Below are 26,581 nucleotides of genomic sequence, written 5' to 3' on the forward strand. Positions count from 1 at the left end.
GCGGCGTGGGGCATGCCGGCGCGGCGAGGGCGTATCATGCGCCCATGAGTGAACGACATGACGTGCTGATCGTCGGTGGCGGTCTGGTGGGTGCCAGCCTGGCCATCGCCCTGGACCGCCTGGGCCGCGACGTGGGCCTGCTCGAAGCCAGCCCGGCCGGGGAACTGCCGGCGGTGTTCGACCAGCGCAACCTCAGTTTTGCCGCCGCCACGATCAACGCGCTGACCGCGCTGGGGGTCATGCAGAAGCTGTCGATGGCGCCCGGTCCGATCCGCCGCATCCATGTCAGCCGCGCCGGCGATTTCGGCCGTGTGCAGCTCGATGCCGCAGAGTACGACCGGCCATGGTTCGGCCAGGTGGTGGTGGCGCGTGATTTCGGCCAGGCGCTGGAAAGCCGGCTGCAGGAGTTGTCACGGCTGCGCCGCTACCGGCCGATGCGTTTCCTTGGCCTGGGCGAGGTGATTGACGGCTACCGCCAGGTGCGGGTGGCCGATGACAGTGGCGAGCGGGTGCTGCTGGCGCGGCTGGTGGTCGGTGCCGACGGCACCAGCAGCGGCGTGCGCGATGCGTTGGGCATCGACGTTGATCGCCACGACTTCCAGCAGACGCTGTTCGTGGCCCGCGTGCGCAGCCAGCGCGCGCCCGATGGCACCGCCTGGGAGCGTTTCACCGATACCGGCCCGACGGCGTTGCTGCCGCGTGGCGACCGCCATTTCGGCGCCGTGCACGGTGTTGCCCGTGACCAGGCCGAGGCGGTGATGGCGCTGGACGACGCTGCCTGGCTGCAGCGCCTGCAGCAGGCCATCGGCTGGCGGGCCGGCCGCCTGCTCGACTCCGGCCCGCGCAGTGCCTATCCGCTGATCCAGGTACTGGCGCGCGCGCTGGTGGGGGAGCGCGCGGTGCTGCTGGGCAATGCCGCGCAGACCATCCACCCGCTGGGTGCGCAGGGTTTCAACCTCGGCCTGCGCGACGCATTGACATTGGCCGAGCTGCTGGAAGTGGAGGGCGATGCCGGCAGCGATGCACTGTTGCGATCCTACGTGGACCGCCGCGAAGAAGATCGACGGCAGACGGTGGCGTTCTCCGGCGGCCTTGCCCGGCTGACTAGCAATCCGGCGCCGCTGCTGCGCCCCCTGCGCAGCCTGGGCCTGGTGGCCGCACAGCGCGCCTCGGTGCAGTCGATGCTGGTTGGTGGTGCGATGGGCTTCCGTGGCGATGTGCCGCGCCTGTGCCGTGGAGAAGCCGCATGAACCGGCGCGCACGCCTGGACGTGGCCATTGTGGGCGGCGGTGTGGTCGGCGCCGCCTGTGCGCTGGCGCTGGCCGATGCCGGCCTTGCCGTAACGCTGGTGGAAGGGCGTGAACCGGCACCATGGCAGGCCGCACAGCCGGATCTGCGGGTGTTCGCCTTCGCCGCCGACAACGTGCAGTTGCTTGAGCGTCTCGGCGTGTGGCCGACGATCGCGCAGGCACGCGCCTGGCCATACCGGCGCATGCAGGTGTGGGACGCGGCCGGTGGCGACGACCTGCTGTTCGACGCCGATCGCTTCGGCCGTCGCGAGCTGGGTTTCATCGTCGAGAACGGCTTGCTGCAGGATCGCCTGTGGGCGGCGCTGCCGGCAGCTGGCGTGGAGCTGCATTGCCCGGCGCGCGTGGAAGCGCTTGAACAGGACGAGCACGCTGTGCGCCTGCGCCTGGATGATGGTCGTCGCATCGAAGCCGCGCTGGCGGTGGCTGCCGACGGTGCTGAATCGACCCTGCGCGGACTGGCCGGGATCGACGTTGAACGCCACGACTACCAGCAGCGCGGTGTAGTCGCCTATGTGGACAGCGAGCTGCCCAACCAGGCCACGGCCTGGCAGCGCTTCCTGCCGACCGGTCCGCTGGCGCTGTTGCCGGTAGCCGAGCGCCGCAGTTCCATCGTCTGGACGTTGCCCGACGACGAGGCGGCACGCGTACTGGCCCTGGACGAAGACGCATTCAATCGTGAACTGACCCGCGCTTTCGCCGCGCGCCTGGGTGAACTGCGGCTGGCCTCGCCTCGCGCAGCCTTCCCGCTGCGCCGGCAGCTGGCCCGCCACTACGTGGCCGGTCGCGTGCTGGCGCTGGGCGATGCCGCCCACGTGGTGCATCCGCTGGCCGGGCAGGGCGTCAATCTTGGCCTGCGCGACGTCGCCGCCCTGCAGCACTGGCTGGCGCCATCGGCCGAACGGCGTGGACAACCCCGGTTGTCGCCGCAGCGCGTGCAGCGCTGGGCGCGTGAGCGTCGCAGCGACAACCAGATCGCCGCCTACAGCTTCGACGCGATCAACCGGCTGTTCTCCAACGACGAGATGCACCTGACCCTGGCGCGTGGCCGCGCGCTGGGCTGCGTAGGCAAGTGGCCGCCGCTGGTGCAGGCCTTCTGGAAGCGCGCCGCAGGGGTGTGACCGACGGCGCCGCGCGCGGTCATCCGCCGGTAGCGCCGGGCCATGCCCGGCGAGCGCGCAGCGCGGTTCACCGATCCCGCCGGGCGTGGCCCGGCGCTACCGGAATCGGGTCAATCGATCAGCCAACCGGCAAGGTCAGCGCGGTCCAGCTTGCCGCGGCGCTTGCTGTCCAATGCGTTGAACTCATCGGAAAGCGCCGGATTGGCCAGTGCTTCGTCACGGCTGATGAAACCATCAGCGTTCACGTCCAGCTCGGCGAAATGGATGCGGTACTGGCCGACCACGCTGGCCGGCGCCAGCGAACGCACCGTTACCGGGGTTTCGCCCAGCGGCACCACGATGTCGACGCTGCCGGTCACGCGGCCGGCCGACAGTGACTGCTGGCGGACCACGCCACTGTCATCGCGCAGCGGAGCACTTTGTGCCGGCTGCGGGCGCGCCGGTTGTGCCAGTGCCGGCGATGCCAGCACCGCGATACACAGCAGCAGGGATATGCGCAGGGTGTTCATCAGCGCAGCGGCGACGCCAGCACCGTGATTTCCTCACGGTCGTGGTACAGCTGCTTGGCACGTACCACCAGCGGCTTGCCGGCCTGCTCCTGGAACAGGTCCAGGCACAGGCGGGTTTCGTCCCAGCGCTTCTTCATCGGCAGCTTAAGGTTGAAGATCGCGTGCCTGCACCAGCCCTCGCGGAACCAGGTGGCCATGCGTTCGGCGACGCGACGCGGCTGCTCGACCATGTCGCAGACCATCCAGTCCAGCGGCTGCTCCGGGTGCCAATGGAAGCCATCGGCGCGCAGGTGTTCGACCAGGCCGGTGTCCAGCACGTGCTGGCGCAGCGGGCCGTTGTCGATGCTCAGCACATGCACGTGCTGGCGGGTCAGTACCCAGGTCCAGCCGCCGGGTGCCGCGCCCAGGTCGGCCGCACGCATGCCCGGACGCACCAGCGCCTCGCGTTCTTCCGGGGCGAGCAGGGTCAGCAGCGCTTCATCCAGCTTCAATGCCGAACGCGAAGGCGCGTCGGGCAACAGCTTCAGGCGCGGAATGCCCAACGCCCAGGGTGCACTGTCGTCCGGGTTGGCCACGCAGATGAAGGCATGCGTGCCATCGACGAACACCACGTGCAGGCGCGGCAGGCGTGCGTTGGGTTTGTCGCTGAGTTTGCCGGCCTTGCGCAGCGCCGGGCGCAGGGCATTGCCGAAGGCACGCGCGAGCCCGGACAGCGGTTTGCCGGCGTCCGAATCGGGATGCTCCACCCACAGATCACCGAAGCGCGGCGCATCGGCCAGCACGTCCAGCATCGGCGTGATGCGGTCGGCCGGGTCCAGCTGCGGCAGCTCGGCCAGCACCACCAGCTTCTGGCGGGCGAAGATCAGCTCGCGCCACGGCAGTCGCGGTGCAAGCGCTGCGGCTTCATCGCACATGAAGAGCACGTAGCCGTCGTTGCGCTGGGTACGGGCGTAACCAGCAAAACCGGCGGCGCCTGCGCGGAACTGCAGTTCGCCGGCCAGCTCGGGCTCGAAGCCCTGCCGGCACAGGCACAGCAGGCCGATGCCGGCCTCAGTAACGGGCGCCATCGCTTTCCCCATAGGCACGCAGCACGCTGCGCGCCGCATCGCGGTTCAGGCCCTGCACCACGTCGATGCCGCGCTTGTTGAGCTCGCCCACCCAGTCGGCCGGCAGCGGGCCTTCATCGAACGGGGTCAGTTCTTCCACGTCGGCCGAACTGGCGCCGATCAGCAGGCGGTCGATGCCGGCCCACACGGTGGCGCCGTAGCACTGGCAGCACGGCTGCGAGCTGGTGGCCAGGGTGATCGGCGACAGCACCGCGTTCAGGCGCGGGGTCTGCAGGCGCTGCTGGGCCAGCATGTAGGCCATGTTCTCGGCGTGCGCCAGCGAGGTCGAATGCGGCATCACCCGGTTCACGCCGGCAGCGATCACCTTGTCATCCGGCCCGAACACCACGGCGCCGAACGGGCCGCCACTGGCGTGGTCGACGTTCAGCCGCGACAGCTCGATCGCCAGCGCGACCTTGGCCTCGTCGCCCGGATATCGACGATCCAGGTCGATCTGGTCGTGGATCCAGGCGGGAAGGGTCAGGTGGACTTGCGCGTACAGCATCGCGGGGGTGCCTCGTTGGGAGTGAAAGGAACAGGTGCAACAGATGTCGGCGCGCAGTGTAGCGGCAGTGGCATGTACCGGGCGTGCGCGCTGGATTCAGGCCGCTGAGGGTGAGCCGGTGCGGATCACCACGTACTGCTTGCGGAATTCCAGCCCCGCCTGCGGCCAGCGCGCAGCATAGGCGCGCAGCAGCGGCAGGGCAGGGGCGAAGTCATGGCCGTTGACCCGGCAGTCGGCTTCGCACTGGCCCTGCTCGTCGCGCGAAGCGAACAGGCGGACGGCCAGGAAGTGATGAGCCTTCAGCAGATCGTCGAAGGCGTCGATGCTCCTGGTGAACAGGCAGCAGGGGCAGGAGCCGTGGTCGTCTTCGCTGCACGCAGCAGCGTCGTCCAGTTCGCGGGCGCGGTAATGGGCCAGCGGTCCCAGCACCACGGTGCGCTCGTGTTCCCGGCCGTCTTCGTTGGTCGGGTAGGTCAGTCCCATCATCGGCAGATCCGGTGCGTCTTCAGCGCCGATGGCGGCCTGCAGGGTCGCCAGATCCACCCGCACCCAGGTCTCGAAGCCGGACAGCAGGGATTCCTGTTCGGTTGCGCCATTGGCGTGCTGGTATTCGAACAGGCCATCGGCGAACAAGCCAGCGTGACGGGTCTCGATGACGGTGGAGGTCTGCCAGCCGCCGTTGTCGCGTTCGTTGCTGGCGACACCGTGCGGTGTCAGGTGCAGGCCACTGTCGAGCAGCAGTCCGTCGTCCTCGACGGTGCAGGCGATGTCACGGCCCAGCAGGACCTGTTGCAGCAGCGGCAGAAGTGCACTCGGGGCAGCGGACATGGCAGGGCCTGATGGGTAGGAAAGAACGGACGATGATGGCGGTATCCGCTGCACAGCGGCAGTGCGTGCCACGTGCGCAGCACGGCCGGGCCGCGTCCGCTGGTCGGCGATGCGGCTTCACGGGATGGGGCACTCGCCGGGATGACGCGGGCGCCTGTGCGGCGCCCGCGCAGGTGCTCAGGCCGACCAGGTGTCGCGCAGGGTCACGCTGCGGTTGAACACCGGCTTGGCTGCGGTGTGGTCGCGGCGGTCGGCAACGAAGTAGCCGGTGCGCTCGAACTGGAACGACTGTTCCGGCGCCGCGGTGGCAGCTGCCGGCTCGACATAGCCGATGACGGTGCGACGTGATTCCGGATTGAGGTAATCGCGGTAGGTCTTGCCTTCCGATTCATCGTCCGGGTTCGGCACCGAGAACAGGCGGTCATACAGGCGGATCTCGGCCGGCACGCCGTGCACCGCGCTGACCCAGTGGATGGTGCCCTTGACCTTGCGGTTGGCGCCTTCCATGCCCGGACGCGACTCCGGATCCAGCCAGCCGCGCAGTTCGGTGATGGTGCCGTCGGCATCCTTGATCACTTCATCGCAGCGGATGATGCCGGCGCCGCGCAGGCGCACTTCGCCACCGGGAACCAGGCGCTTCCAGCCCTTCGGCGGCACTTCGGCAAAGTCCTCGCGGTCGATCCACACTTCACGTGCGAACGGCACTTCGCGGGTACCGAAGCTTTCGTCCTTCGGGTGGTTGCTGAAGGTCAGCTGCTCTTCGTGGCCGTCGGCCAGATTGGTCAGCACCAGCTTGACCGGGTCGACCACGGCCATGCGGCGCGGCGCGGCGCTGTCCAGGTCTTCGCGCAACGCGCCTTCCAGCACGCTGAAATCGATCAGCGAATTCTGCTTGCTGATGCCCACGCGCTCGGCGAACAGGCGCATCGCCGCCGGCGTGTAGCCACGGCGACGCAGGCCCTGCAGGGTCGGCATGCGCGGGTCTTCCCAGCCGTCCACCAGCTGTTCGGTGACCAGCGCCATCAGCTTGCGCTTGCTCATCACCGTGTAGTTGATGTTCAAGCGCGAGAACTCGATCTGGCGCGGCTTGGCCGCTTCGCGCGGCAGGCCGGCGTCGACCAGCGGCTGGGTCAGCGCGTCATCGTGGGCGAAGTCGACGTTGTCCACGCACCAGTCGTACAGCGGGCGGTGGTCTTCGAATTCCAGCGTGCACAGCGAGTGGGTGATGCCTTCGATCGAATCGCCCAGTGCATGGGCGAAGTCGTACATCGGGTAGATCGGCCAGGCGTTGCCGGTGTTCTGGTGTTCGACGTGCTTGATGCGGTACAGGGCCGGATCGCGCAGGTTGATGTTGCCGCTGGCCATGTCGATCTTGGCGCGCACGGTGCGCGCGCCATCGGGGAATTCACCGGCGCGCATGCGGCGGAACAGGTCCAGGTTTTCCTCGACGCTGCGGTCGCGCCACGGCGAGGGCCGGCCCGGTTCGGTCAGGGTGCCGCGGTAGGCGCGCACTTCCTCGGCCGACAGGTCACAGACGTAGGCCTTGCCGTCGGCGATCAGCTTCTCGGCGGCCAGGTAGTAGGCGTCGAAGTAATCCGACGCATGGCGCAGCTCGTTCCACTCAAAGCCCAGCCAGCGCACGTCGTCCTGGATCGCGGCCACGTACTCCGGGTCTTCCTTGGCCGGGTTGGTGTCGTCGAAACGCAGGTTGCAGACGCCGCCGAACTCGCCGGCGACGCCGAAGTTCAGGCAGATCGACTTGGCATGGCCGATGTGCAGGTAGCCGTTCGGCTCGGGCGGGAAGCGGGTCTTGATCGCCTGGTGCTTACCGCTGGCCAGGTCCTCGCGCACGATCTGGCGGATGAAATCGCGCTTCTCGTGGCTGTCGGCGGGGGTCTCGGGGCTGGCGGGGGTGTGCTCTGACATGAGTCGGCGAAAGAAGGGCAGAAAGATTGCCAGTCTAACGCTTACCGGGAAGGGCTGCCCGGGGGGCCGCTACGCTCGCTGGGCATGGCCCGGCGCTACCATCCCGCGCCGGTAGCGCCGGGCCATGCCCGGCGAGCGCAGCGGCACCATTCAGCCCCCGGGCGTATGCTGGAATCCTGTCCCACGGAGCTGCCGCATGCACATCGTGTACAAGGCCGACAATCTGTTCGACGCCCACCTGGTCAAGCACGCGCTGGAAGACGCCGGCATCCCGGCGTTCGTGTTCGGCGAGTCGCTGCTGGGCGGCATGGGCGAGCTGCCGCTGTTCGGCGTGCTGCGGGTCGGTATCCCCGACGCCGCGCGGGCACAGGCCGAAGACATCGTGGCGGCGCTGGACTTGGGCCACGCCGCAGACGCCCCCATTTCAGATGCCGACGACATTGCCGGGCTTCCGGCGTAGGAGCGCATCATGTTGGGAATCGGACAGGGCATCCTCGGCATCGGGGCCTTCAAGCAGCGCCTGCCGCGCCCGGAAGAAGCTTTGCCGGGCCGCGACCAGCCGCTGCCGCTGCACAGCAACCAGCACTTCGTGAACAGCCATCCGCTGAAGGACCGTTTCGCCGGCCTGCAGCAGATCCGCTTCGCGCTGGGCTGCTTCTGGGGCGCCGAGCGCAAATTCTGGAACGAGCCGGGCGTGTACAGCACCTCGGTGGGCTATGCCGGTGGAATCACCCCGAACCCCACCTATGAAGAGGTCTGCTCGGGCCTGACCGGCCACACCGAGGTGGTGCAGGTGGTGTTCGACCCGGCGGTTGTCAGCCTGGAGCGGCTGCTGCAGCTGTTCTGGGAAAGCCACGACCCGACCCAGGGCATGCGCCAGGGCAACGACACCGGCACCCAGTACCGTTCGGCGATCCACGCCACCGACGAGGCCCAGTACGCCGCGGCGCTGGCCAGTGGCGAGGCCTACCAGGCGCAGCTGGCTGCAGCGGGTTATGGCCCGATCACCACCGAGATCGTGTATCCGGCACCGGCGTACTACTACGCCGAGGACTATCACCAGCAGTACCTGGCCAAGAACCCGAACGGCTACTGCGGCATTGGCGGTACCGGCGTGAGCTGCCCGATCGGGTTGGATATGGAGGTGCCGCGCTGACGCGCGGTGGTCCGCTTGCGGCGGGCAGAAGCCAGAGCCAAAGCGGCTCTGGGTTTCTGTGGGTTGGGCGGGGCGGTGTGGGTTGGCAGGACACGCCGTGAACCCCCCTCCGGGGGCCGGCCCAGCCGCTGGCGGCTGTGCGTTCGGGCGCTTGCGAAGCAGTGCTTCGCAAGCAAAGCGCCCTCACCCATGGGGGCTCGATGGCGCCATCCATGGCGCCAACGGTCCTGCCAACCCACACCGCCCCGCCCCCGACCGTTTCCCGGTGACGGTGGGCAAGAGCATGGGTTACTGACGAACTGATGGAAAACAAAAAGGACGCGGCGTTCGCCGCGTCCTTTTTGTTTGTTTGCTTGCGAGCAAGCGCAGCGCGCGACCCGCTTCTGCTCTTCTTTTCTTTCTTCCGTGGCGGACCGCCGCAGGAAACTGTCAGAGGGCGGGCGGGTTGGGTTCGCGGGGGTGTCCGCCGCATGGATGCGGCGGCCAAGCCTCCAGGGACGGATTCACGGCGTCCCCCGCGAACCCAACCCGCCCGACCCAGCGCGGCTGTTGCTTCATGCAGTTCGCGACCAAGCCCCCGCCACGAGGGGCTCAGCCGTTGGCTGGAATCACAGTTCCGAGCGAATGCGCTCGCGCAGCGCCTGCAGATCCTTGGCAAACGCATCGATACCGGTCGCCAGCTTCTCGGTCGCCATCGGATCGGCCGCCAGGTCGGCTGCGAACTTCGCCGCGTCGATCGGCGTCACCTGCACCGCTTCAGCGGCACCGGCCACCAGCTTGCGCGGCAGCGCGCCGTGGTCGGCGTCGAGCTTCTCCAGCAGGTCCGGCGAAATGGTCAGGCGGTCGCAGCCGGCCAGCGCTTCGATCTGCGCGGTCGAGCGGAACGAGGCGCCCATCACCACGGTCGGCGAACCGCGGCGCTTGAATTCGGCATACACCCCACGCACGAACACCACGCCCGGGTCCTCGTCGATGTTCGCCGGGGTCTGGCCGTTGGCCACGTACCAGTCCAGGATGCGGCCGACGAACGGCGAGATCAGGAACGCACCGGCTTCGCTGCAGGCCAGCGCCTGGGTGGGGTTGAAGATCAGGGTCAGGTTGCAGTCGATGCCTTCGGCCTGCAGCACGCGCGCGGCTTCCACGCCTTCCCAGGTCGCAGCGATCTTGATCAGGATCTTCTCGCGCGGCACGCCGGCATCGGCATACATCTGGATGAATTGACGGGCCTTGGCCACGGTCGCGGCGGTGTCGTGGGCCTGGTCGGCATCCACTTCGGTGGAGACGCGGCCCGGCACCAGCGTGCTCAGCAGCGCACCGACGCCGATGGTCAGGCGGTCGGCCACGGCGTGCACCACGGCCTCGCGGTCGCCGCCCTGCTGGCGGCCCCAGGCCAGTTCGCGTTCGATCAGTTCCGCATAGACCGGCAGGTCCAGCGCCTTCTTCACCAGGGTCGGATTGGTGGTGCAGTCCACCGGCTGCAGGCGCTTGATCGCCTCGTAGTCACCGGTATCGGCAACGACCACGGACAGTTCGCGCAGCTGGGACAGTTTGGACGGGGTACTCATTACGGCTCCTGGTGCGGGGATTGCAGGGAAACTGATCGCGCGCGGTTCGCAGCGCAGGTCAGGGACGGTCGTTGTGGACCGCGCTCACGCGCAGCCGCAGCTTGCGGCCGCCCGGGGCGGTCCAGTCGATGCTCTGGCCAACGGCCAGGCCAAGCAGGGCGCTGCCGACGGGCGCCAGCACGGACACCTTGCCTTCATCGACATTGGCTTCACGGGGGAAGACCAGGGTCAGGACATGCTTCTCGCCCGACACTTCATCTTCGCACTCCACGCGCGAATGCATCATGACGATGCCTTCGGGAATCTGGTCTGGCGGCAACACGGTTGCGCGGTTGAGCTCGTCGGCAAGCGTACGCGCGGCCGGCGTCTGGCTGTGTGCCGGGGATTCGAGCATGGCGTCCAGGCGGTCCATGTCGAGGGTGGAAACAGTGATCGACGGCGGAAGGCCGCTGGCGGTGTTCATGGTGACGCTCCTTGGTTGAAAGCCATGCAAAAGGCGGCACCTGCTGGCGCCGCCTGACTGTATTGTGGGGACAAATGCGGCCGGAATCGACTCCCGCCGGTTTCGATGCCCGGCTGCGGTGTCTCAGCCGTTCAGCACCGGCGTGGGCGGGGTGGCAGCATCGCCGCTTGGCGGGGCCAGCGCCTCCAGCGTGAACAGCGCATCGGGCAGGCGCTTGAACTGCTCGGCCAGCTCCATCAGGAACTCGTTCATTGCCGAGCTGCGGCGCCAGATCATGGCAATGCGACGGCTGGGACGGCCCTCGCCGACGAAGTCGAGCAGGCGGATGTTGTTCGAGCGTGGCACCGGCGGCTGTACCGACAGGCTGGGCAGCAGGGTGATGCCCACGTCGGCGGCGACCATCTGTCGCAGCGTTTCCAGGCTGGTGGCGCGGAATTCCGACTTTTCATTGGCGCCGAACAGGCGACAGACTTCCAGCGCCTGGTCACGCAGGCAGTGGCCGTCTTCCAGCAGCAGCAGCTTCTGCGTGGCCAGTTCCTGTACGTCCAGATGCTCGCGCGTGGCCAGCGGGTGGCGGCCGGACACGGCCAGCAGGAACGGTTCCTCGAACAGGAATTCGGCGTGCAGCTGGTCGTCGATCACCGGCAGTGCCAACAGCGCGGCGTCGAGCCTGCCTTCGCGCAGGCGCTCCAGCAGCACATCGCTCTTTTCCTCCACCAGCAGCAGTTCCAGCTCGGGGAAGCGCGTGCGGATGCGCGGAATCACGTGCGGCAACAGGTAGGGGCCCAGGGTGGGGAAGATCCCCAGGCGCACCGTGCCCGCTTCGGGATCGCGGCTGCGTCGCGCCGCTTCCTTCAGCTGCTCCACTTCGGCCACGATCACCCGTGCCCGCGCGGCCGCTTCGTGGCCGGCGGGGGTCAACATCACCTTGCGCGGTGCGCGTTCCACCAGCGGCAGGCCCAGTTCCTCTTCCAGCTTGCGGATCTGGGTCGACAGCGTGGGCTGGCTGACGAAGCAGGAGGCGGCGGCCCGGCCGAAGTGCTTGTGATCGGCCAGGGCCACCAGGTATTTCAGGTCACGCAGGTTCATCCTCAGACCTCTCGGGGTACTGCACCGGCAGGGCGTACCCAGCCGGTTGATGGTGCTCCCGATGGCCTGGGAACGTTGGATCAGGCCGCTTCGGCCACCGCACCGCTGCTCTTGGGAACCGAGGAGCGGATCAGGTGATCGAAAGCGCTCAGTGCGGCGGTCGAACCGGCGCCCATCGCAATGATGATCTGCTTGTAGGGTACCGTCGTGCAATCGCCCGCGGCGAACACACCCGGCAGATTGGTCTGCCCGCGGTCATCGATGACGATCTCGCCACGCGGCGAAAGGGCCACGGTGTCCTTCAGCCATTCGGTGTTCGGCAGCAGGCCGATCTGCACGAAGATGCCTTCCAGTTCGACGCGATGGGAGTCGCCGCCGACACGGTCCTTGTAGACCAGGCCGGTGACGCGGCTGCCGTCGCCCAGCACTTCGGTGGTCTGCGCGCTGGTCAGCACGGTGACATTGGCCAGGCTGCGCAGCTTCTTCTGCAGCACTTCGTCGGCACGCAGGCTGGAATCGAACTCCAGCAGGGTCACATGCGACACGATGCCGGCCAGATCGATGGCCGCTTCAACGCCGGAATTGCCGCCGCCGATCACCGCCACGCGCTTGCCCTTGAACAGCGGGCCGTCGCAGTGCGGGCAGTACGCCACGCCCTTGTTGCGGTACTGGTCTTCGCCGGGCACGTTCATCTGCCGCCAGCGCGCGCCGGTGGACAGGATCACCGAGCGCGACTTCAACACCGCGCCGTTTTCCAGCTGCACCTGCACCAGGCCGTCTTCGCCGGCGGGCACCAGCGCACTGGCGCGCTGCAGGTCCATGATGTCGACTTCATACTCGCGCACATGCTGTTCCAGCGCCGTGGCCAGCTTCGGGCCTTCGGTCTCCTTCACCGAAATGAAGTTCTCGATCGCCATGGTGTCCAGCACCTGGCCACCGAAACGCTCGGCGGCGATGCCGGTACGGATGCCCTTGCGCGCGGCATAGATCGCCGCAGCAGCGCCGGCCGGGCCACCACCGACCACCAGCACGTCGAAGGCGTCCTTGGCGGCGATCTTCTCGGCATCGCGCTTGCTGGCGTTGGTGTCCAGCTTGGCCACGATCTGCTCCAGGGTCATGCGGCCCTGGTCGAACACCGCGCCGTTGAGGTAGACGGTCGGCACCGACATGATCTCGCGCTGCTCGACTTCCTCCTGGAACAGCGCGCCGTCGATGGCCACGTGCTGGATGCGCGGGTTGAGCACCGCGGCCAGGTTCAGTGCCTGCACCACGTCCGGGCAGTTCTGGCAGGACAGCGAGAAATAGGTTTCAAACCGGTAGTCGCCTTCCAGGTTCTGCACCTGCTCGATCAGCTCGGCAGTGGCCTTGGACGGATGCCCACCGACCTGCAGCAGGGCCAGCACCAGCGAAGTGAACTCGTGGCCCATCGGCAGGCCGGCGAAGGTCAGGTGGATGTCCTGGCCCGGCGTGCCCAGGTCGAAGGACGGCACGCGGCCCTGGCCGTCGCGCAGCACCTGCAGCGAGATCTTGTCCGACAGGCTTTCCAGGGTCTGCAGCAGTTCCAGCATCTCCTGCGACTTGGCACCGTCGTCGGCATGCGCGGTGATCTGGATCGGGCGGGTCACGCGCTCCAGATAGGTCTTCAGCTGCGACTGCAGGTTGGCGTCCAACATGGTCTTCTCCTGGCTTCAGGCAAAACGGGGGCGTGGCACCGCTGTAGAAGGTAGCGGACCAGCGAGGGGGTAGGGGTGAACCCAAGAGGGCAGCGCGGACCTGTGGAAGGGGCGATGCGGGCGCGGCCGTCTTGGGTTCACCCCCACGCCGGCGATGTGGCCGGCACGGGGATGGGCGCGCCGCAGCGTGGGGCTGCGGCAGGCCGGTGCTGCTTTAGATCTTGCCGACCAGGTCCAGCGACGGGGTCAGGGTCTTCTCGCCTTCCTTCCACTTGGCCGGGCAGACCTGGTTCGGGTTGGCGGCGGTGAACTGGGCAGCCTTCAGCTTGCGCAGGGTCTCGGAGACGTCACGGGCGATCTCGTTGGAGTGGATCTCCAGGGTCTTGATCACGCCTTCCGGGTTGATGATGAAGGTGCCGCGCAGGGCCAGGCCTTCTTCTTCGATGTGCACGCCGAAGGCGCGGGTCAGCTGGTGGGTCGGGTCGCCGACCAGCGGGAACTGGGCCTTGCCCACGGCCGGCGAGGTTTCGTGCCAGACCTTGTGCGAGAAGTGGGTGTCGGTGGTGACGATGTAGACCTCGGCGCCGGCCTTCTTGAACTCGGCGTAATGGTCAGCGGCGTCTTCGATCTCGGTCGGGCAGTTGAAGGTGAAGGCTGCCGGCATGAAGATCAGGACCGACCACTGGCCCTTCAGGGTGCTGTCGGAGACCTTGATGAACTCGCCATTCAGGTAAGCGTTGGCTTCGAACGGCTGGATCTGGGTGTTGATCAGGGACATCGTTTTTCCTCTGGGTGAAGGGGAGTGGGTGAATCGACAGGACCTAGGTTACTGGTTCCATTTCGATAAGGACAATGCATTGATTGCATCTATTTGATAGATGCAGTCTATTGATGTGCGCTGAGCCGACAATGAATCAGGCCACCTGCATCCTGCAACCCGCTGTATGACAAGGGAAATCGTCAGCGGCTGCGGAAACCGGTCGATAGGTCTCTCATATCCCACCGCAGCGAATCCCGCCCCAGCGAACCTGAACGGTTTCCAGACTCTACAATTGCGGGCCCACCGCCCGCGCCAGTGCCTGCCATGCCCGCCGATTCCGAACCGTCCCTGCGCCAGGTCGTGGCCGACGCCAGCGGCCGCCTGGGGGGCGCCGAGGCCCGTCATGAAGCGGAGCTGCTGCTGCTGCATGTGCTGCAGCGACCGCGCAGCTGGTTGTTCGCGCACGCTACCGATCCACTGCCCGCCGCCGAGCAGGCCGCGTTCCAGGCCTTGCTGGACCGGCGCCTGGCTGGCGAACCGGTGGCCTACCTGACCGGCCGCCGTGGTTTCTGGACCCTCGATCTGGAAGTCGACCCGGCCACCCTGATTCCGCGCCCCGAAACCGAACTGCTGGTGGAGCTGGCGCTGGATCGCCTTCCGCCGGATCGCACGCTGCAGCTGGCCGACCTCGGTACCGGCAGCGGCGCCATCGCCCTGGCCCTGGCCAGCGAGCGGCCGCAAGCGCAGGTGCTGGCCACCGACGCCAGTGTCGCTGCACTGGCGGTGGCGGCCCGCAACGCCGCGCGCCACGAGCTGGGCAACGTGCGTTTTGCCGAAGGTGGTCTCGACTGGTACGCGCCGCTGCACGGTGAACGCTTCGACCTGATCGCCAGCAATCCTCCCTATATCGCCAGCGACGACCCGCACCTGGAGCAGGGCGACCTGCGCTTCGAGCCGGCCACGGCACTGGCCTCGGGCGTTGATGGGCTGGATGACATCCGTCGCATCGTCGCCGGCGGCGGCGACCACCTGCAGCCCGGCGGCTGGCTGCTGATCGAACACGGCTGGGACCAGGGCGATGCCATCCGCGCGCTGTTCGAACAGGCGGGCTACACCGACGTGCAGACCGTGCAGGACCTGGAGCAGCGCGACCGGGTCACCCTGGGCCGGCGACCGGCCTAGAATGGGGGTTCTCCTGCCAAGGGCAGGGCACCACCACGGAGCTGCAAGCATGCGTACGCTGTACCCCGCCATCACCCCTTACGACGTCGGCACCCTGAAGGTCGACGACCGCCACACGCTGTACTTCGAACAGTGCGGCAACCCGGACGGCAAGCCGGTGGTGATGCTGCATGGTGGGCCCGGCGGTGGCTGCAGCGACAAGATGCGCCAGTTCCACGACCCGGCCAAGTACCGCATCATCCTGTTCGACCAGCGCGGTGCCGGTCGTTCCACCCCGCACGCCGATCTGGTGGACAACACCACCTGGGACCTGGTGGCCGACATCGAGAAGCTGCGCGAGCACCTCAAGGTCGATCGCTGGCAGGTGTTCGGTGGCAGCTGGGGCTCGACCCTGGCGTTGGCCTATGCGCAGACCCATCCGCAGCGCGTGACCGAACTGGTGCTGCGCGGCATCTTCATGCTGCGCCGCTGGGAGCTGGAATGGTTCTACCAGGAAGGCGCCAACCGCCTGTTCCCGGACGCGTGGGAGCATTACCTCAAGCCGATTCCGGCAGTAGAACGCCACGACCTGATTTCCGCCTTCCATCGCCGCCTGACCAGCGAAGACGAGGCAACGCGCCTGGACGCGGCCAAAGCCTGGGCGGTGTGGGAAGGCGCGACCAGCTTCCTGCACGTGGATGACGACTTCATCAACAGCCATGAAGACCCGCACTTCGCGCTGGCATTTGCCCGCATCGAGAACCACTACTTCGTCAACGGCGGTTTCTTCGAGGTGGAAGACCAGCTGCTGCGCGACGCGCACCGCATCGCCGATATCCCGGGCGTGATCGTGCACGGCCGCTACGACGTGGTCTGCCCGCTGGCCAATGCCTGGGACCTGACCAAGGTGTGGCCGAAGGCGAAGCTGGAGATCACCCCGGCCTCGGGGCATTCGGCGTTCGAAGCAGAGAACGTCGACGCGCTGGTGCGTGCCACCGATAGTTTCGCCTGATCGGGAGGTGGTAGTGCCGGCCGCTGGCCGGCAACGCCTTACCGGTAGCGCCGGGCCATGCCCGGCGGCTTTTGCGTTGAAACGTTCATCCACGCATGGCGTGGATCTACCACGGCCCAGTAGAGCCAGGCCATGCCTGGCTGCTTTTGTATTGAAACGCTCATCCACGCATGGCGTGGATCTACTACGGCCCAGTAGAGCGAGGCCATGCCTGGCTGCTTTTGCGTTGAAACGTTCATCCACGCATGGCGTGGATCTACTACGGCCCAGTAGAGCGAGGCCATGCCTGGCTGCTTTTGCGTTGAAACGTTCATCCACGCATGGCGTGGATCTACTACGGCCCAGTAGAGCCAGGCCATGCCCGGCGGCTTTTGCGTTGAAACGCTCATCCACGCATGGCGTGGATCTACCACTGCCCAGTAGAGCCAGGCCATGCCTGGCTGCTTTTGCGTTGAAACGCTCATCCACGCATGGCGTGGATCTACCACTGCCCAGTAGAGCCAGGCCATGCCTGGCTGCTTTTGCGTTGAAACGCTCATCCACGCGCGGCGTGGATCTACCAATCCCCGGCCAACAACGCTTCGGCCAGCACCTGAAGTTTCGGTGAGTGCTGGCGCGAGGGCGGGTAGATCAACGACAGCGCGCGGCTGCGGCCTTCAAACGGCTGCAGCACGCGCTGCAGGCGGCCATCGGCCAACGCGTCGGCCACCGCGAAATCCATCACCTGCACGATGCCGATGCCCGCAATCGCTGCCTCCACCAGCGGGTCGCCGCAGTCGAACACCATCCGCGTCGGCGGCGTGACCTCGCGCAGCTGCCCGTCCTGCAGGAACTGCCAGTCCACCAGCCGGCCGCTGCGCAGGTTGCGCACCGCCAGGCAGGCATGGTTCTGCAATGCCGCCACATTGGCCGGCTCACCCTGCGCGGCCAGGTAGGCCGGGCTGGCCACGGTCACCCAGCGCAGTGGCTTCAACGGGCGCGCCACCATGCGCTGGTCGGCGATGGTGCCGGTGCGCAGGGCGGCGTCGAAGCCTTCCTCCACCAGATCCACCAGACGGTCGCTGAGCACCGCCTCGACCTGAAGCTGCGGATGCTGCTGCAGCAACGGTCCCAGCAACGGCACCAGCACCTTGCGCCCGAACATCGACGGAGCGCTGATCTTCAGCACACCCGAGGGCATGCAGGGGCGGTCGGCCAGCAGCCGCTCGGCGTCTTCCATCCCGCACAGCAACGGTCCCACCTGCTCGACGAACTGCTGACCATCCGGGGTCAGCGCGACATTGCGCGTATTCCGCTGCAGCAGCTTTACCCCCAGCGAGGCTTCCAGCCGGCCGATCGCGCGTGACAGCCCGGACTGGCTCAAGCCGAGCTGGCCGGCGGCGACGGTGAAGCTGCGCGCCTCAGCCACCTGCACCAGCATGCGCACCGCGTTGAGGTCCATCGAGGATCCATTCATGCGGAAAATCATGACAGAAATCGCGCTGAGGGGGTTTATTGATTCAGCTGCATCAATGAGACTGCCGTCCCCCCTCCGAACCGGGCGCCGCATGCCTCCCCTGAAATACCCGCGCTGGGCGCTGACCCTGCTGGCCACCGCGCAGCTGATCATCGCTCTGGACGCCACCATCATCTTCGTCGCTCTGCACGACATGGGCCGCGCGCTGCAGATCAATGCGCAGCAGCTGCAGTGGGTGGTCAGCGCCTATACGGTGGCCTTTGGCGGCAGCCTGCTGCTGGGCGGGCGTGCGGCCGATCTGCTGGGCCGCCGCCGCTTCTACCGGCTGGGCATGCTGCTGTTCGCGCTGGCCTCGCTGCTGGGTGCGCTGGCGCCCAATGCCACGCTGCTGATCGTGGCACGTGCGGCGCAGGGCATCGGTGCGGCGCTGCTGTTTCCGGCCACCCTGGCCCTGATCAATACGCTGTATGCAGAAGGCCCGGTGCGCAACCGCGCGTTGGCAATCTGGAGCATGGCCAGTGCGGCGGGCCTCGCGCTGGGGACGCTGCTGGGCGGCGTGCTGACCCAGGCGTTCGGCTGGCCGGCGGTGCTGGCGGTGATCGTGCCGTTGGCCACGGCCTGTGCGGTCGCCGCGGGCGCGTGGCTGCCGGCCGATGGCCCGCGCGTGCGCGGCCGTTCCTTCGATCTGGCCGGTTGCCTCGCCGTCACCGCCGGCGGCAGCCTGCTGGTCACCACCCTGGTGCAGGGGCCGGAATGGGGCTGGACCGCGCCGGCCACGCTCATCTGCCTGTTGCTGTCAGCCGTGCTGCTGACGGTGTTCGTGCAGATCGAAAAGCGCAGCCGCGACCCGCTGATGCAGTTCGCGCTGCTGCGCCTGCCCGGCCTGCGTGCAGCACTCGGCCTGACCTTCGCGTTCATGAGCAGCTATGGCGTGCAGTACTACTTCCTGGCGCTGTACTTCCAGGATGGCTATGGCTGGAGCCCGCTGCAGGCCGGCATGGCCTTCCTGCTGCCGACGCTGGTGTGCACCTTCGGCATCCGCATTGCCGAGCGCATGCTGCAGCGCCGTTCGCCACGGCAGGTGCTGGCTTGGGGCTTCGCTGCCGGTGCCATCGGCATCACCGCGGTGGCGCTGGCGATGCCGCACGGCGCCAGCTACTGGCCGCTGCTGCCGGGCATCGTGGTGCTCAGCGTGGGCCAGGGCATGAGCTGGACGGCGATGTGGATCGTGGCCGGGCAGGGCGTGCCGGGGCCGCAGCAGGGTGTGGCGTCCGGCATGGCCGCTACCGCACAGCAGATCGGCGGCGCGTTGGGTCTGGCAGTACTGGTGATGGTGGCCAACGCCGCACGCGGCACGCAGGCGGCAACCAGTCCTGATGCCCTGCAGGGCATGGTCAATGCACAGTACGGCGCCGCGCTGTTCGCCGCGCTCGGCGTGCTCATCGCGCTGGGCCTGCGTCCGGCACGGGTAGACTGCAGCTCTCCCGACGCCCTGCCCAACGACGCATGATTGCACTGCTTGATCTTCGCCAGACGCTGGACGCGTTTGCCGCCTGCAATGACGACCACGACGTATGGGCGTCGTTCGGCTGGGTGCATGCCAGCGAGGGCGATCTGCTGGCGGCGCGTTTCTGGTTGCCGGCAGATGAAGACGCCGCGTTCGATGATGACGGTGAGGTGCCCGAGGCCGTGCAGGCGCTGGGCCTGTCGGCCTGCCTGGAACCGGCCACGTTCGCTGACGTACTGGATGTGCAGAAGCGCCAGCGTCCGCTCTCATCCCTGCAGGATTACGCCGAAGCGCTGGCGTACTACGCCGAGTACGACGCCTTCCTGCAGGTGGACGGTGTCGATGAAGCGCTGGGCGAGGCGGGTGCCGCCGAGCAGGACGCTGCGCGCGCAGCCGGTGTCGGGCCGGGCATCTTCGCCGCGTTCGAGTTGACGCTGGCGGCGTGTGCGGGCGAACAGATCAAGGGAGCGGCACAGCGCGTGGCGCAGCTGCTCGACATTCCGGTGGGCGAAGCGCTGGCACGCTGTCGCGCGCTGCCGGTGTTGCTGGGTGAAGCACTGGATCGGCGTCGCGCGCAGGCGATCAAGGACGATGTTGAAGCGATCGGCGTCCGCGTGCAGGTGCGCGGATTCAAACCGTTCCCGTGGATGGATGTTCCCGTGCTGCGTTGACGAAAATCATCCACGCATGGCGTGGATCTACTGGGAACCGGCCTCGTTCTTTCTTTTCGCCGAATGCGGATGTCCGGCAGCGCTGCAGTAGATCCACGCCATGCGTAGATGCGGTCATCCGAACGCCAACAACTGCGGCTGCAACGCGCTGAAAATACGCGCCAACCGCTCCGCCCATGCCTGCTGCCCGGCGGCATCGGCGATCAGGTCCTGGCGGATTTCCAGTTCCACATGCACCAGGCCGCGACCTTCGCCATGCACCGGCACCGCGTAGTCGCTGCTGCTGTTGACCGAATACGGTTCGTTGTCGCCCACCACCAGGTCGCCTTCATCGCGCAGTGCCTGCAGCAACGCGTGGGCAAAGCGTGTGTCCTGGTGGTACAGCACGCCGGCGTGCCAGGGGCGCTGCATGCCGTTCATCACCGGGGTGAAGCTGTGCATCATCACCAGCAGCGTCGGCCGTCCCGCATCGCGGCGCGCCTCCAGTTCGGCATCGATGCGTGCATGGTAGGGCGCGTGGATCGCATCGATGCGCTGCTGCCGCTGTGCGGGCGACAGCCCGGCATTGCCCGGCACCACGGTGTGGTCGCTGACCTCGGGAATCAGCGTGGGCGAAACCAACGGCCGGTTGCAGTCGATCAGCAGCCGCGAATAGGTCTGCTCGATCGCCCACGCATCCAGCCGCTCGGCCAATGCACGGGTGGTGCCGCCGATGCCGATGTCCCAGCCGATATGCCGGTCCAGTTCGGCCTGCGGCAATCCAAGGTCGGCCAGTGCACGCGGCACCTGTTGGCCGGCATGGTCGGCCAGCAGCAGGAACGGTGAGGCGCCCTGCGCACGGTGCACGCTGAAGATCGCCGGATCGTCGGCACCCAGCAGTGCCGGCAGCGCGTGCAGGCCGGCGTCAGCCACGGGGCCGGCCGTCCAGGTGGTGCTCGATCATCCACAGGCCGGCCCACAGCTTGGCATCGGCTTCATAGCCTTCGGCCATTTTCTGCACCAGCCAGGCGGCCGCCTGCGTGCGCGGCACTTCATGCACGGTGATGTCCTCGCTCTCGTCGCCGCCGCCTTCGCCGATGCGACGCAGGCCGGTGGCACGCACGAAGGCGATCTTCTCGCTGCTGGCACCGGAGGAGGTGGGGCCGATCATCAGCACTTCGGCGTGCTCGGCGGTCCAGCCGGTTTCCTCTTCCAGCTCGCGTACAGCGGAAACTTCGATGGACTCGCCCGCATCGATGTCGCCGACCAGCCCGGCCGGCATCTCGATGGTCGACGCCTGCAGCGGCACGCGGAACTGCTCGACGAACAGCACCTTGTCCTCGGGGGTGACGGCAATGATGATCGCGGCCAGGCCGCCGGCGTGGGTGCGTTCGCTGTATTCCCAGCTGCCACGCACGACCATGCGCTGGTACTTGCCTTCGTAGACGACACGCGGTGCTTCGGTGTTGCGCTGGCTCATGCGGGCTCGCTGGAAGTAGGGAAGGGGTCGGAAATGCCGGCGGCACTGAACAGCCGGCGGCGGGTCATGGGGCCGAAGCGCAGGGTCTGGCACAGGCCGCCGAGCAGCTCTGGATCGGCCGCCTGGCGCGGCATGCCGGGCTGGCAGCCTTCCAAGGGTGCGTCCAGGGCGATGGTGGTCAGCTGGCGCCAGAGCTGGGCGTGCTCGCGCTGCTCGCGCAGGCGCACGGCCATCTGGGCCGCGCCGCGCAGGCGCAGGAACGGCACTTCGTCCAGGCGTTCGTACAGCACGTCCATGCTGCCGAAATGGGCCAGCAGCACGGCCGCCGACTTGGCACCGACACCGCTGATGCCCGGAATGTTGTCGACCGCATCGCCGCACAGCGCCAGGTAATCGGCGATCTGGTGCGCGTGCACGCCGTGCCGGGCCTTGACCCCGGCCACGTCCCAGCGCTGGTTGCGTGCGTAATCCCATTGCTCGTCATGGTCGAGCAGCAGCTGCGACAGGTCCTTGTCGGCGGAAATGATCACGCCGCGATGGCTGCTGCGGTGGCCATGCAGGGCGCTGCCGATCAGGTCGTCGGCTTCGTAATCATGATGCGCCAGTACCACCAGGCCGAGCGCTGCGCACAGCGCCTTGCAGTGCACGAACTGGCGCTTGAGCGCTTCCGGCGCCGGGTCCCGGTTGGCCTTGTAGGCCGGGTACAGGCGGTGGCGGAAGCCGCTGTCCAGTGCTTCGTCGAAGGCGATGGCGATGTGCCGGGGGCGTTCGCGCTCCAGCAGGTCCAGCAGGAAACGGGCGAAGCCGTGCACGGCGTTGGTCGGCCAGCCCTGGCTGTCCTGGAATTCGTCCGGCAGCGAATGCCAGGCGCGGAACACGTAGATGCTGGCGTCGACCAGGTACAGCGGCGGCGGTATCGCCACGGGAATCACGGCGTTCACTGGCCGGTCCAGTCCTGCAGCAGGGCCGCGGCATCGGGGCGCTCGCGCTCGGGGACTTCGGCCTTGGGCGTGCCGATGTGGATGAAGCCGGCAATGCCTTCGCCCTCGGCCAGCCCCAGGTGGGCGTGCACGGCAGGATCGAAGGCCATCCATGCGGTCAGCCACTGCGCGCCGAAGCCCAGCGCCTGTGCCGCCTGCAACAGAGCAAAGCACACACAGCCGGCGGTCATCAGCTGTTCCTGTGCCGGTACCTTCGGGTCCGGGCGGGGGCTGGCCACCACCACGATCACCAGCGGTGCATGGCTGAAGCGCTGGCGGTCCTTCTCGAACACGGCGTCGCCGGCATGCGGGTCGCGCTCACGGCTGCGCGCGGCCAGGAAGTCGCCCAGAGTGTGACGCGCATCGCCGGCGATCTTCAGGAAGCGGAACGGTACGCGCTTGCCGTGGTCGGGCACGCGGACCGCCGAGGTCAGCATCCGCTGCAGGGTGGCCGGGTCCGGTCCGGGCTCGCCCAGTTGCCGCGAGGGCACCGAGCGGCGGGCATCCAGGGCAAGCAGGGCGGCAGGGTCGGGCATGGAGTCTGAACCGGTCATCACGGGTCGCTGATTATAGTCGGGGAGGTAGATGACGCCGTTTGTGTCGCGTCAGACCCCTGAATAGCAAACTGTGATGAACATCATGCCACTGGCGGATCACGGAGCCCCGCTTCCCCTCGCCTCGCAGGCCCCGCACGGCTTACGATACGTAATATTGCCGGGCCGCCGTTCATGAGGTTTGAAGTGAGGACTGTTTCACTGTCCGCGATGGGCTGGGCGGCCTACCATCGAGGGACCGGTGCATGGGGTGTACCGGCCGTCGCGATGTCCATGATGTCTGTCGCACCAGAGAAGGTGGGGAGCCTTCCCGAATGATGAGCGCGCCCACTCCGATGGGATCGCCGGGCCGTGACCCGGCCCAGCTCCAGCTTGCCCGGGACATCGTCCTGCCGGCGTTGTGCCAGGCCTTTGGCGCGGCACTGGCCCGCTTCGACGATGCCCTGTTCGACCGTGCCGGCAATGCCGGCTCGTCGCAGTTGCTGTTCCTGGACGCGATGCGCGAGCTGCGCCGCCGCCGTGAGGAGATTGCCGCTGGCTTTGCCGGCCATCTTGGCCATGCCTGGGACGGTCTGGCTGCAGGCGAGCCGCTCTCTGCCGAGCTGACCCTGGCCGGGCAGGCCCAGGATGGCCTGAGCCTGGTGCCGGAACATGTACTGGAATCGCGGTTGGCGGTGCGCAACTTCGCCACCGTGCTGCTGCGCGACTTCAAGCCGGTGCTGGCGCGGCTCGACCGCCGCCTGGGCTGGCTGGGCGGCGGTATCGAACTCGACGCCGACCGCAACCCGATCAGCCCCGAGCATCTGGGCGTGGCCATCCACGAAGCCTTCGCCGGCTGTGAGCTGGCCCCGGAAGTACACCTGGTGCTGATCAAGCTGTGCGAGCGCGACCTGCGCGCGCCGGTAGGCCGCATCTACGAGAAGCTGGACGAGCACCTGGCTGCGGCCGGGGTGATGTCGCAGATGGGTGCGCCGCGCCGACCACTTGCGCCGGCCCCGGCGCAGCACGTTCCGCATGGCCTGGATGATCTGGTCGAGCAGCGCACGGCACCGGGCGTTGACAACGAATTCAATGACGACGAACAGGCCGCACCGGCCTGGGCGCAGCGATTTGCCGCGCGCTGGTCGGAGCGTCGTGGCCACATGCAGCAACATGCTGGTGGCGAGGAGAACCCGTCCGGTGAAGCCTATTCCGGCCAGCAGGGCATGTTGCTGGAAGCCCTGCACGAACTGCTGCAGCAGACCCGCCACGTGCGCGACGACGCAACCTCTGCGGCGCAGGTCGCGGTCGGCCAGCATCGCCCGTTGAGCCAGCGCGAAATGATGTCGGTGCTGTCGCTGCTGCAGGCCACGCCCAGTGCGACCCTGCGTGCGGCGATCGGCGAGGACGGCGAATCGTTGGCGCAGCGGCTGAAGAGCGAAGTGCTGTCCAGCGCTACCCGGCTGGGCGTCGACCCGGGCCAGACCCGGCTGGACGCGCAGGACGAGGATGCGATCGACCTGGTCGGCATGCTGTTCGACGTGATGCTCGATGAGCGCGAACTGGAAGGCCGCTCGCGCGAGCTGATCGGCCGCCTGGTGGTTCCGTTCGTGAAGGTGGCGATGCTGGACCGCCGCATGTTCGTGCAGAAGACCCATCCGGCGCGCAAGCTGCTCAACTCGCTGGCCGAAGCCTGCGAGGGCAACACCGGCGAAAGCCAGGCCGAACGCATGCTGATGGCCAAGGTGGAGGAGATCATCGAGCGGCTGGTCGCCGAGTTCAACGAGAACCTGGCGATCTTCCTGACCCTGGAAGAAGAATTCCGCGATTTCCTGGTACAGCACCGCCGTCGCGTGGAAATCGCCGAGCGGCGGGCCGCCGAGACCCAGCGCGGCCAGGAAAAGCTGGAAATGGCCCGCACCCGTGCCGGCGCCGAACTGGATCGCCGCATCGGCGATGCCACCCTGCCGCCGGCCATCGCCGAGTTCCTGCGCCAGCCCTGGCAGCACCATCTGACCCTGGCGCTGCTGCGCGAGGGCGAGGAGGGTGCCTCGGTGGCCGAGGCGCTGACCCTGGCTGATGGCCTGCTTGAGGAAGTGGCCGAGGCCCGCCGGCAGATCGTCGGCAAGCCGTGGCTGCAGGCCTGGCAGCCGATGCTGGCCAAGGTGTTTGCCAGCGTCGGCGTGCATGGCGACGCAGCCACCGCAGCCATCGATGCGCTGCACGACACATTGCAGGGCATCGCCGAATCGCGACCGGAGCTGCAGCGCGCGTTGCCGGAGCTGCCGCAGGTGGTGCTGCCCGCGCCGCCGGCCCCGGAAACACCGGCAGTGGAACTGGGCGGTACCTTCAATACCGACGATTTCGACAATGCCGATGCCGACCGCTTCCGCCGGATGGAGATCGGCAACTGGCTGGACTTCGTCGACAAGGATGGCAAGGTGCAGGCGGGCAAACTGTCGTGGATCAGCCCGATTTCCTCGCGCCTGCTGTTCGTCAACCGGCGTGGCGTGCGCTTCTGCGTGGCCTCACCCGAGGAACTGGCGGTGATGGTGCGGCTGGGTCGCCTGCGTCCCCACATCGACGATGGCGCCTTCGACAGCGCCATGCAGGGCGTGCTCGACCGCCTCGACCCGGGTGGTGCGACGCTGCACTGAGCCACGTACGCCTGCTAGGATCGGACCCACTCACCGATCAGCGGGAATCTGCATGGCCGTGGCGTTGCTGGGGATCAAGGAGACCGCGCCGGGCGAACGACGCGTTGCGCTCACGCCGGAAACGGCGCGCAAGCTCGGTGCGCTGGGCATCACCGTGTGGTATCAGCCGGGTGCGGGCCAGACGGCCGGTTTCACCGATGCCGCCTACGACGACGCAGGTGCCCGCGCCTTCGACGCCGCCCGTTGGGCCGAGATCGACATCCTGCTGTGCGTGCAGGCGCCACCGGCCGAGGTGCTGGCCCAGCTCAAGCCGGGCGCCAGTGTGGTCGGCCTGCTGACCCCGGCGGCCGACCCTGCGTTGGCCGCATTGGCATCGGATGACCGCCTGCACCTGTTCCCGCTGCAGCAGCTGCCGCGCACCACGCGCGCACAGGCGATGGACGTACTCAGTTCGCAGGCCGGCATGGCCGGCTACAAGGCGGCATTGATCGCTGCCGAACGTGCGCCGCGCTTCTTCCCGATGCTGACCACGGCGGCCGGTACCGTGCGTCCAGCCAAGGTGCTGGTGATCGGCGCCGGTGTCGCCGGCCTGCAGGCCATTGCCACCTCGCGCCGCCTGGGTGCGCAGGTGGAGGGCTTCGACGTGCGCCCGGAAACCCGCGAACAGATCCAGTCGCTCGGTGCGCGCTTCCTCGACCTGGGGGTGAGCGCGGTCGGCGAGGGCGGTTATGCGCGGGCGCTGACCGATGAAGAGCGTGGGGAACAGCAGCGCCGTCTTGGCGACCACCTGCGCAGCGTGGACGTGGTGATCTGCACTGCCGCGGTGCCGGGACGTCAGGCGCCGACGATCGTCACCGCCGCGATGGTCGAAGGCATGGCCGCCGGCAGCGTGATCGTCGATCTGGCCGCCGAGAGCGGTGGCAACTGCGCGTTGACCGAGCCCGGCCAATGCATCGAGCACCAGGGCGTGACCATCGATGGCCCGCTGGGCCTGGCCAGCCGGGGTGCCACCCAGGCCAGCGAGATGTATGCGCGCAACCTGATGAACTTCGTCGCCCTGTTCGTGCGCGACGGCCAGCTGGGCTTCGACTGGGAAGATGAGCTGCTGGCGAAAACGCGCTGGCAGGCCTGAGTCGG

26 protein-coding genes are annotated in these 26,581 nt (G+C 67.7%); 10 read left to right on the forward strand and 16 right to left on the reverse strand.

Annotation, left to right across the window (positions count from 1 at the left end; translation table 11 throughout):
* The first annotated feature begins 44 nt into the window (after positions 1–44).
* Together ubiH and CR918_RS01870 are read left to right on the forward strand one after the other, a co-directional pair.
* Positions 45–1,250, forward strand: coding sequence for a 2-octaprenyl-6-methoxyphenyl hydroxylase (ubiH, locus tag CR918_RS01865; RefSeq protein ID WP_099841939.1), 1,206 nt, complete (start codon positions 45–47; stop codon positions 1,248–1,250).
* On the forward strand, positions 1,247–2,428 hold the full coding sequence (locus CR918_RS01870) for a UbiH/UbiF family hydroxylase (RefSeq protein ID WP_080149978.1): 1,182 nt from the start codon (positions 1,247–1,249) through the stop codon (positions 2,426–2,428). The genes ubiH and CR918_RS01870 overlap by 4 nt, the downstream gene beginning before the upstream one ends.
* Before the next feature lie 110 nt (positions 2,429–2,538).
* Here CR918_RS01870 and CR918_RS01875 read toward each other — a convergent pair whose 3' ends face one another.
* From CR918_RS01875 to CR918_RS01895, 5 genes are all read right to left on the reverse strand, one after another.
* Positions 2,539–2,937 carry an EF-hand domain-containing protein gene (locus CR918_RS01875; protein ID WP_099782907.1) on the reverse strand — a complete coding sequence of 133 codons (399 nt, stop codon included), beginning with the start codon at positions 2,935–2,937 and terminating at the stop codon, positions 2,539–2,541.
* Positions 2,937–4,004 carry a 23S rRNA (cytidine(2498)-2'-O)-methyltransferase RlmM gene (gene rlmM / locus CR918_RS01880; protein ID WP_025877934.1) on the reverse strand — a complete coding sequence of 356 codons (1,068 nt, stop codon included), beginning with the start codon at positions 4,002–4,004 and terminating at the stop codon, positions 2,937–2,939. The genes CR918_RS01875 and rlmM overlap by 1 nt, the downstream gene beginning before the upstream one ends.
* Complete coding sequence (locus CR918_RS01885; RefSeq protein ID WP_059066057.1) at positions 3,988–4,548, reverse strand: nucleoside deaminase; 561 nt, start codon at positions 4,546–4,548, stop codon at positions 3,988–3,990. Before CR918_RS01885 ends, rlmM begins: the two co-directional genes overlap by 17 nt.
* Before the next feature lie 96 nt (positions 4,549–4,644).
* The gene (locus CR918_RS01890; RefSeq protein ID WP_099841940.1) at positions 4,645–5,376 is read right to left on the reverse strand and encodes a DUF6348 family protein; all 732 of its coding nucleotides are present in this window, start codon (positions 5,374–5,376) and stop codon (positions 4,645–4,647) included.
* 177 nt (positions 5,377–5,553) lie between these two features.
* Positions 5,554–7,302: a glutamine--tRNA ligase/YqeY domain fusion protein gene (locus tag CR918_RS01895; RefSeq protein ID WP_025877940.1), complete on the reverse strand. Its 1,749-nt coding sequence runs from the start codon at positions 7,300–7,302 to the stop codon at positions 5,554–5,556.
* A gap of 196 nt (positions 7,303–7,498) precedes the next feature.
* Between CR918_RS01895 and CR918_RS01900 the strand changes: the two genes are divergently transcribed.
* Both CR918_RS01900 and msrA read left to right on the forward strand, forming a co-directional pair.
* A complete protein-coding gene (locus CR918_RS01900; protein ID WP_099782911.1) occupies positions 7,499–7,762 on the forward strand; it encodes a putative signal transducing protein in 264 nt (87 codons plus the stop codon).
* A gap of 30 nt (positions 7,763–7,792) precedes the next feature.
* Positions 7,793–8,458 (forward strand): peptide-methionine (S)-S-oxide reductase MsrA, encoded by a 666-nt coding sequence (gene msrA / locus CR918_RS01905; RefSeq protein WP_165780914.1) that lies wholly within the window; start codon positions 7,793–7,795, stop codon positions 8,456–8,458.
* A gap of 608 nt (positions 8,459–9,066) precedes the next feature.
* Here msrA and CR918_RS01910 read toward each other — a convergent pair.
* The 5 genes from CR918_RS01910 to ahpC all read right to left on the reverse strand — a co-directional run bounded on the left by CR918_RS01910 (position 9,067) and on the right by ahpC (position 14,026).
* Positions 9,067–10,023, reverse strand: a complete 957-nt coding sequence (locus tag CR918_RS01910; protein ID WP_032977493.1) for a transaldolase — start codon at positions 10,021–10,023, stop codon at positions 9,067–9,069.
* Between the two features lie 58 nt (positions 10,024–10,081).
* Positions 10,082–10,486, reverse strand: a complete 405-nt coding sequence (gene rnk / locus CR918_RS01915) for a nucleoside diphosphate kinase regulator (RefSeq protein ID WP_025877946.1) — start codon at positions 10,484–10,486, stop codon at positions 10,082–10,084.
* A gap of 123 nt (positions 10,487–10,609) precedes the next feature.
* Complete coding sequence (locus CR918_RS01920; RefSeq protein ID WP_025877947.1) at positions 10,610–11,575, reverse strand: LysR substrate-binding domain-containing protein; 966 nt, start codon at positions 11,573–11,575, stop codon at positions 10,610–10,612.
* Positions 11,576–11,655: 80 nt separating this feature from the next.
* Positions 11,656–13,248 (reverse strand): alkyl hydroperoxide reductase subunit F, encoded by a 1,593-nt coding sequence (gene ahpF, locus CR918_RS01925; protein ID WP_033830402.1) that lies wholly within the window; start codon positions 13,246–13,248, stop codon positions 11,656–11,658.
* A 214-nt stretch (positions 13,249–13,462) separates the two neighbouring features.
* A complete protein-coding gene (gene ahpC, locus CR918_RS01930) occupies positions 13,463–14,026 on the reverse strand; it encodes an alkyl hydroperoxide reductase subunit C (protein ID WP_025877950.1) in 564 nt (187 codons plus the stop codon).
* A gap of 306 nt (positions 14,027–14,332) precedes the next feature.
* Here ahpC and prmC point away from each other — a divergent pair, with 306 nt between their 5' ends.
* Positions 14,333–15,190, forward strand: a complete 858-nt coding sequence (gene prmC / locus CR918_RS01935) for a peptide chain release factor N(5)-glutamine methyltransferase (RefSeq protein ID WP_099841942.1) — start codon at positions 14,333–14,335, stop codon at positions 15,188–15,190.
* 49 nt (positions 15,191–15,239) lie between these two features.
* Positions 15,240–16,181: a prolyl aminopeptidase gene (gene pip, locus CR918_RS01940; protein ID WP_032977488.1), complete on the forward strand. Its 942-nt coding sequence runs from the start codon at positions 15,240–15,242 to the stop codon at positions 16,179–16,181.
* 38 nt (positions 16,182–16,219) lie between these two features.
* Here pip and CR918_RS21015 read toward each other — a convergent pair whose 3' ends face one another.
* Both CR918_RS21015 and CR918_RS01945 read right to left on the reverse strand, forming a co-directional pair.
* Positions 16,220–16,690, reverse strand: coding sequence for a hypothetical protein (locus tag CR918_RS21015; protein WP_133119658.1), 471 nt, complete (start codon positions 16,688–16,690; stop codon positions 16,220–16,222).
* Between the two features lie 47 nt (positions 16,691–16,737).
* Positions 16,738–17,622 carry a LysR family transcriptional regulator gene (locus tag CR918_RS01945; RefSeq protein ID WP_099841943.1) on the reverse strand — a complete coding sequence of 295 codons (885 nt, stop codon included), beginning with the start codon at positions 17,620–17,622 and terminating at the stop codon, positions 16,738–16,740.
* Between the two features lie 106 nt (positions 17,623–17,728).
* On the opposite strand from CR918_RS01945, the gene CR918_RS01950 reads away from it, so the two are divergent.
* On the forward strand, positions 17,729–19,147 hold the full coding sequence (locus CR918_RS01950) for an MFS transporter (RefSeq protein ID WP_099841944.1): 1,419 nt from the start codon (positions 17,729–17,731) through the stop codon (positions 19,145–19,147).
* Complete coding sequence (locus tag CR918_RS01955) at positions 19,144–19,815, forward strand: DUF7716 domain-containing protein (RefSeq protein WP_099841945.1); 672 nt, start codon at positions 19,144–19,146, stop codon at positions 19,813–19,815. The genes CR918_RS01950 and CR918_RS01955 overlap by 4 nt, the downstream gene beginning before the upstream one ends.
* A gap of 114 nt (positions 19,816–19,929) precedes the next feature.
* Here the strand turns inward: CR918_RS01955 and CR918_RS01960 are convergent, their stop codons facing one another.
* Genes CR918_RS01960 through CR918_RS01975 form a run of 4 tightly spaced genes read right to left on the reverse strand, consistent with a single transcriptional unit; the run spans position 19,930 to position 22,790 of the window.
* Entirely contained in the window at positions 19,930–20,727 is a 798-nt protein-coding gene (locus CR918_RS01960) for an N-formylglutamate amidohydrolase (RefSeq protein WP_099841946.1), read from the reverse strand.
* A complete protein-coding gene (locus CR918_RS01965) occupies positions 20,720–21,274 on the reverse strand; it encodes an NUDIX hydrolase (RefSeq protein ID WP_025877960.1) in 555 nt (184 codons plus the stop codon). The genes CR918_RS01960 and CR918_RS01965 overlap by 8 nt, the downstream gene beginning before the upstream one ends.
* Positions 21,271–22,215, reverse strand: a complete 945-nt coding sequence (locus tag CR918_RS01970; RefSeq protein WP_243378945.1) for a 5'-3' exonuclease — start codon at positions 22,213–22,215, stop codon at positions 21,271–21,273. The genes CR918_RS01965 and CR918_RS01970 overlap by 4 nt, the downstream gene beginning before the upstream one ends.
* A complete protein-coding gene (locus tag CR918_RS01975) occupies positions 22,212–22,790 on the reverse strand; it encodes a nitroreductase family protein (protein ID WP_025877963.1) in 579 nt (192 codons plus the stop codon). The genes CR918_RS01970 and CR918_RS01975 overlap by 4 nt, the downstream gene beginning before the upstream one ends.
* A gap of 332 nt (positions 22,791–23,122) precedes the next feature.
* Here CR918_RS01975 and CR918_RS01980 point away from each other — a divergent pair, with 332 nt between their 5' ends.
* Together CR918_RS01980 and CR918_RS01985 are read left to right on the forward strand one after the other, a co-directional pair.
* A complete protein-coding gene (locus tag CR918_RS01980) occupies positions 23,123–25,444 on the forward strand; it encodes a DUF1631 domain-containing protein (protein WP_099841947.1) in 2,322 nt (773 codons plus the stop codon).
* Positions 25,445–25,496: 52 nt separating this feature from the next.
* Positions 25,497–26,576: an NAD(P) transhydrogenase subunit alpha gene (locus tag CR918_RS01985; RefSeq protein WP_032977478.1), complete on the forward strand. Its 1,080-nt coding sequence runs from the start codon at positions 25,497–25,499 to the stop codon at positions 26,574–26,576.
* Positions 26,577–26,581: the final 5 nt, after the last annotated feature.

Source organism: Stenotrophomonas indicatrix, assembly GCF_002750975.1.
GTDB classification, from domain to species: domain Bacteria; phylum Pseudomonadota; class Gammaproteobacteria; order Xanthomonadales; family Xanthomonadaceae; genus Stenotrophomonas; species Stenotrophomonas indicatrix.

Coding starts and splice junctions, on each gene's coding strand:
- rlmM (WP_025877934.1), bottom strand. CDS start 4,004: ATGGCGCCCGTTACTGAGGCCGGCATCGGCCTGCTGTGCCTGTGCCGG.
- ahpC (WP_025877950.1), bottom strand. CDS start 14,026: ATGTCCCTGATCAACACCCAGATCCAGCCGTTCGAAGCCAACGCTTAC.
- CR918_RS01955 (WP_099841945.1), top strand. CDS start 19,144: ATGATTGCACTGCTTGATCTTCGCCAGACGCTGGACGCGTTTGCCGCC.
- CR918_RS01895 (WP_025877940.1), bottom strand. CDS start 7,302: ATGTCAGAGCACACCCCCGCCAGCCCCGAGACCCCCGCCGACAGCCAC.
- CR918_RS01920 (WP_025877947.1), bottom strand. CDS start 11,575: ATGAACCTGCGTGACCTGAAATACCTGGTGGCCCTGGCCGATCACAAG.
- CR918_RS01950 (WP_099841944.1), top strand. CDS start 17,729: ATGCCTCCCCTGAAATACCCGCGCTGGGCGCTGACCCTGCTGGCCACC.
- ahpF (WP_033830402.1), bottom strand. CDS start 13,248: ATGTTGGACGCCAACCTGCAGTCGCAGCTGAAGACCTATCTGGAGCGC.
- rnk (WP_025877946.1), bottom strand. CDS start 10,486: ATGAACACCGCCAGCGGCCTTCCGCCGTCGATCACTGTTTCCACCCTC.
- CR918_RS01885 (WP_059066057.1), bottom strand. CDS start 4,548: ATGCTGTACGCGCAAGTCCACCTGACCCTTCCCGCCTGGATCCACGAC.
- CR918_RS01945 (WP_099841943.1), bottom strand. CDS start 17,622: ATGGACCTCAACGCGGTGCGCATGCTGGTGCAGGTGGCTGAGGCGCGC.
- CR918_RS01985 (WP_032977478.1), top strand. CDS start 25,497: ATGGCCGTGGCGTTGCTGGGGATCAAGGAGACCGCGCCGGGCGAACGA.
- ubiH (WP_099841939.1), top strand. CDS start 45: ATGAGTGAACGACATGACGTGCTGATCGTCGGTGGCGGTCTGGTGGGT.
- CR918_RS01965 (WP_025877960.1), bottom strand. CDS start 21,274: ATGAGCCAGCGCAACACCGAAGCACCGCGTGTCGTCTACGAAGGCAAG.
- CR918_RS01975 (WP_025877963.1), bottom strand. CDS start 22,790: ATGCCCGACCCTGCCGCCCTGCTTGCCCTGGATGCCCGCCGCTCGGTG.
- CR918_RS01900 (WP_099782911.1), top strand. CDS start 7,499: ATGCACATCGTGTACAAGGCCGACAATCTGTTCGACGCCCACCTGGTC.
- CR918_RS01875 (WP_099782907.1), bottom strand. CDS start 2,937: ATGAACACCCTGCGCATATCCCTGCTGCTGTGTATCGCGGTGCTGGCA.
- CR918_RS01910 (WP_032977493.1), bottom strand. CDS start 10,023: ATGAGTACCCCGTCCAAACTGTCCCAGCTGCGCGAACTGTCCGTGGTC.
- CR918_RS01870 (WP_080149978.1), top strand. CDS start 1,247: ATGAACCGGCGCGCACGCCTGGACGTGGCCATTGTGGGCGGCGGTGTG.
- CR918_RS01890 (WP_099841940.1), bottom strand. CDS start 5,376: ATGTCCGCTGCCCCGAGTGCACTTCTGCCGCTGCTGCAACAGGTCCTG.
- CR918_RS01980 (WP_099841947.1), top strand. CDS start 23,123: ATGATGAGCGCGCCCACTCCGATGGGATCGCCGGGCCGTGACCCGGCC.
- pip (WP_032977488.1), top strand. CDS start 15,240: ATGCGTACGCTGTACCCCGCCATCACCCCTTACGACGTCGGCACCCTG.
- prmC (WP_099841942.1), top strand. CDS start 14,333: ATGCCCGCCGATTCCGAACCGTCCCTGCGCCAGGTCGTGGCCGACGCC.
- CR918_RS21015 (WP_133119658.1), bottom strand. CDS start 16,690: ATGGCCTGGCTCTACTGGGCAGTGGTAGATCCACGCCATGCGTGGATG.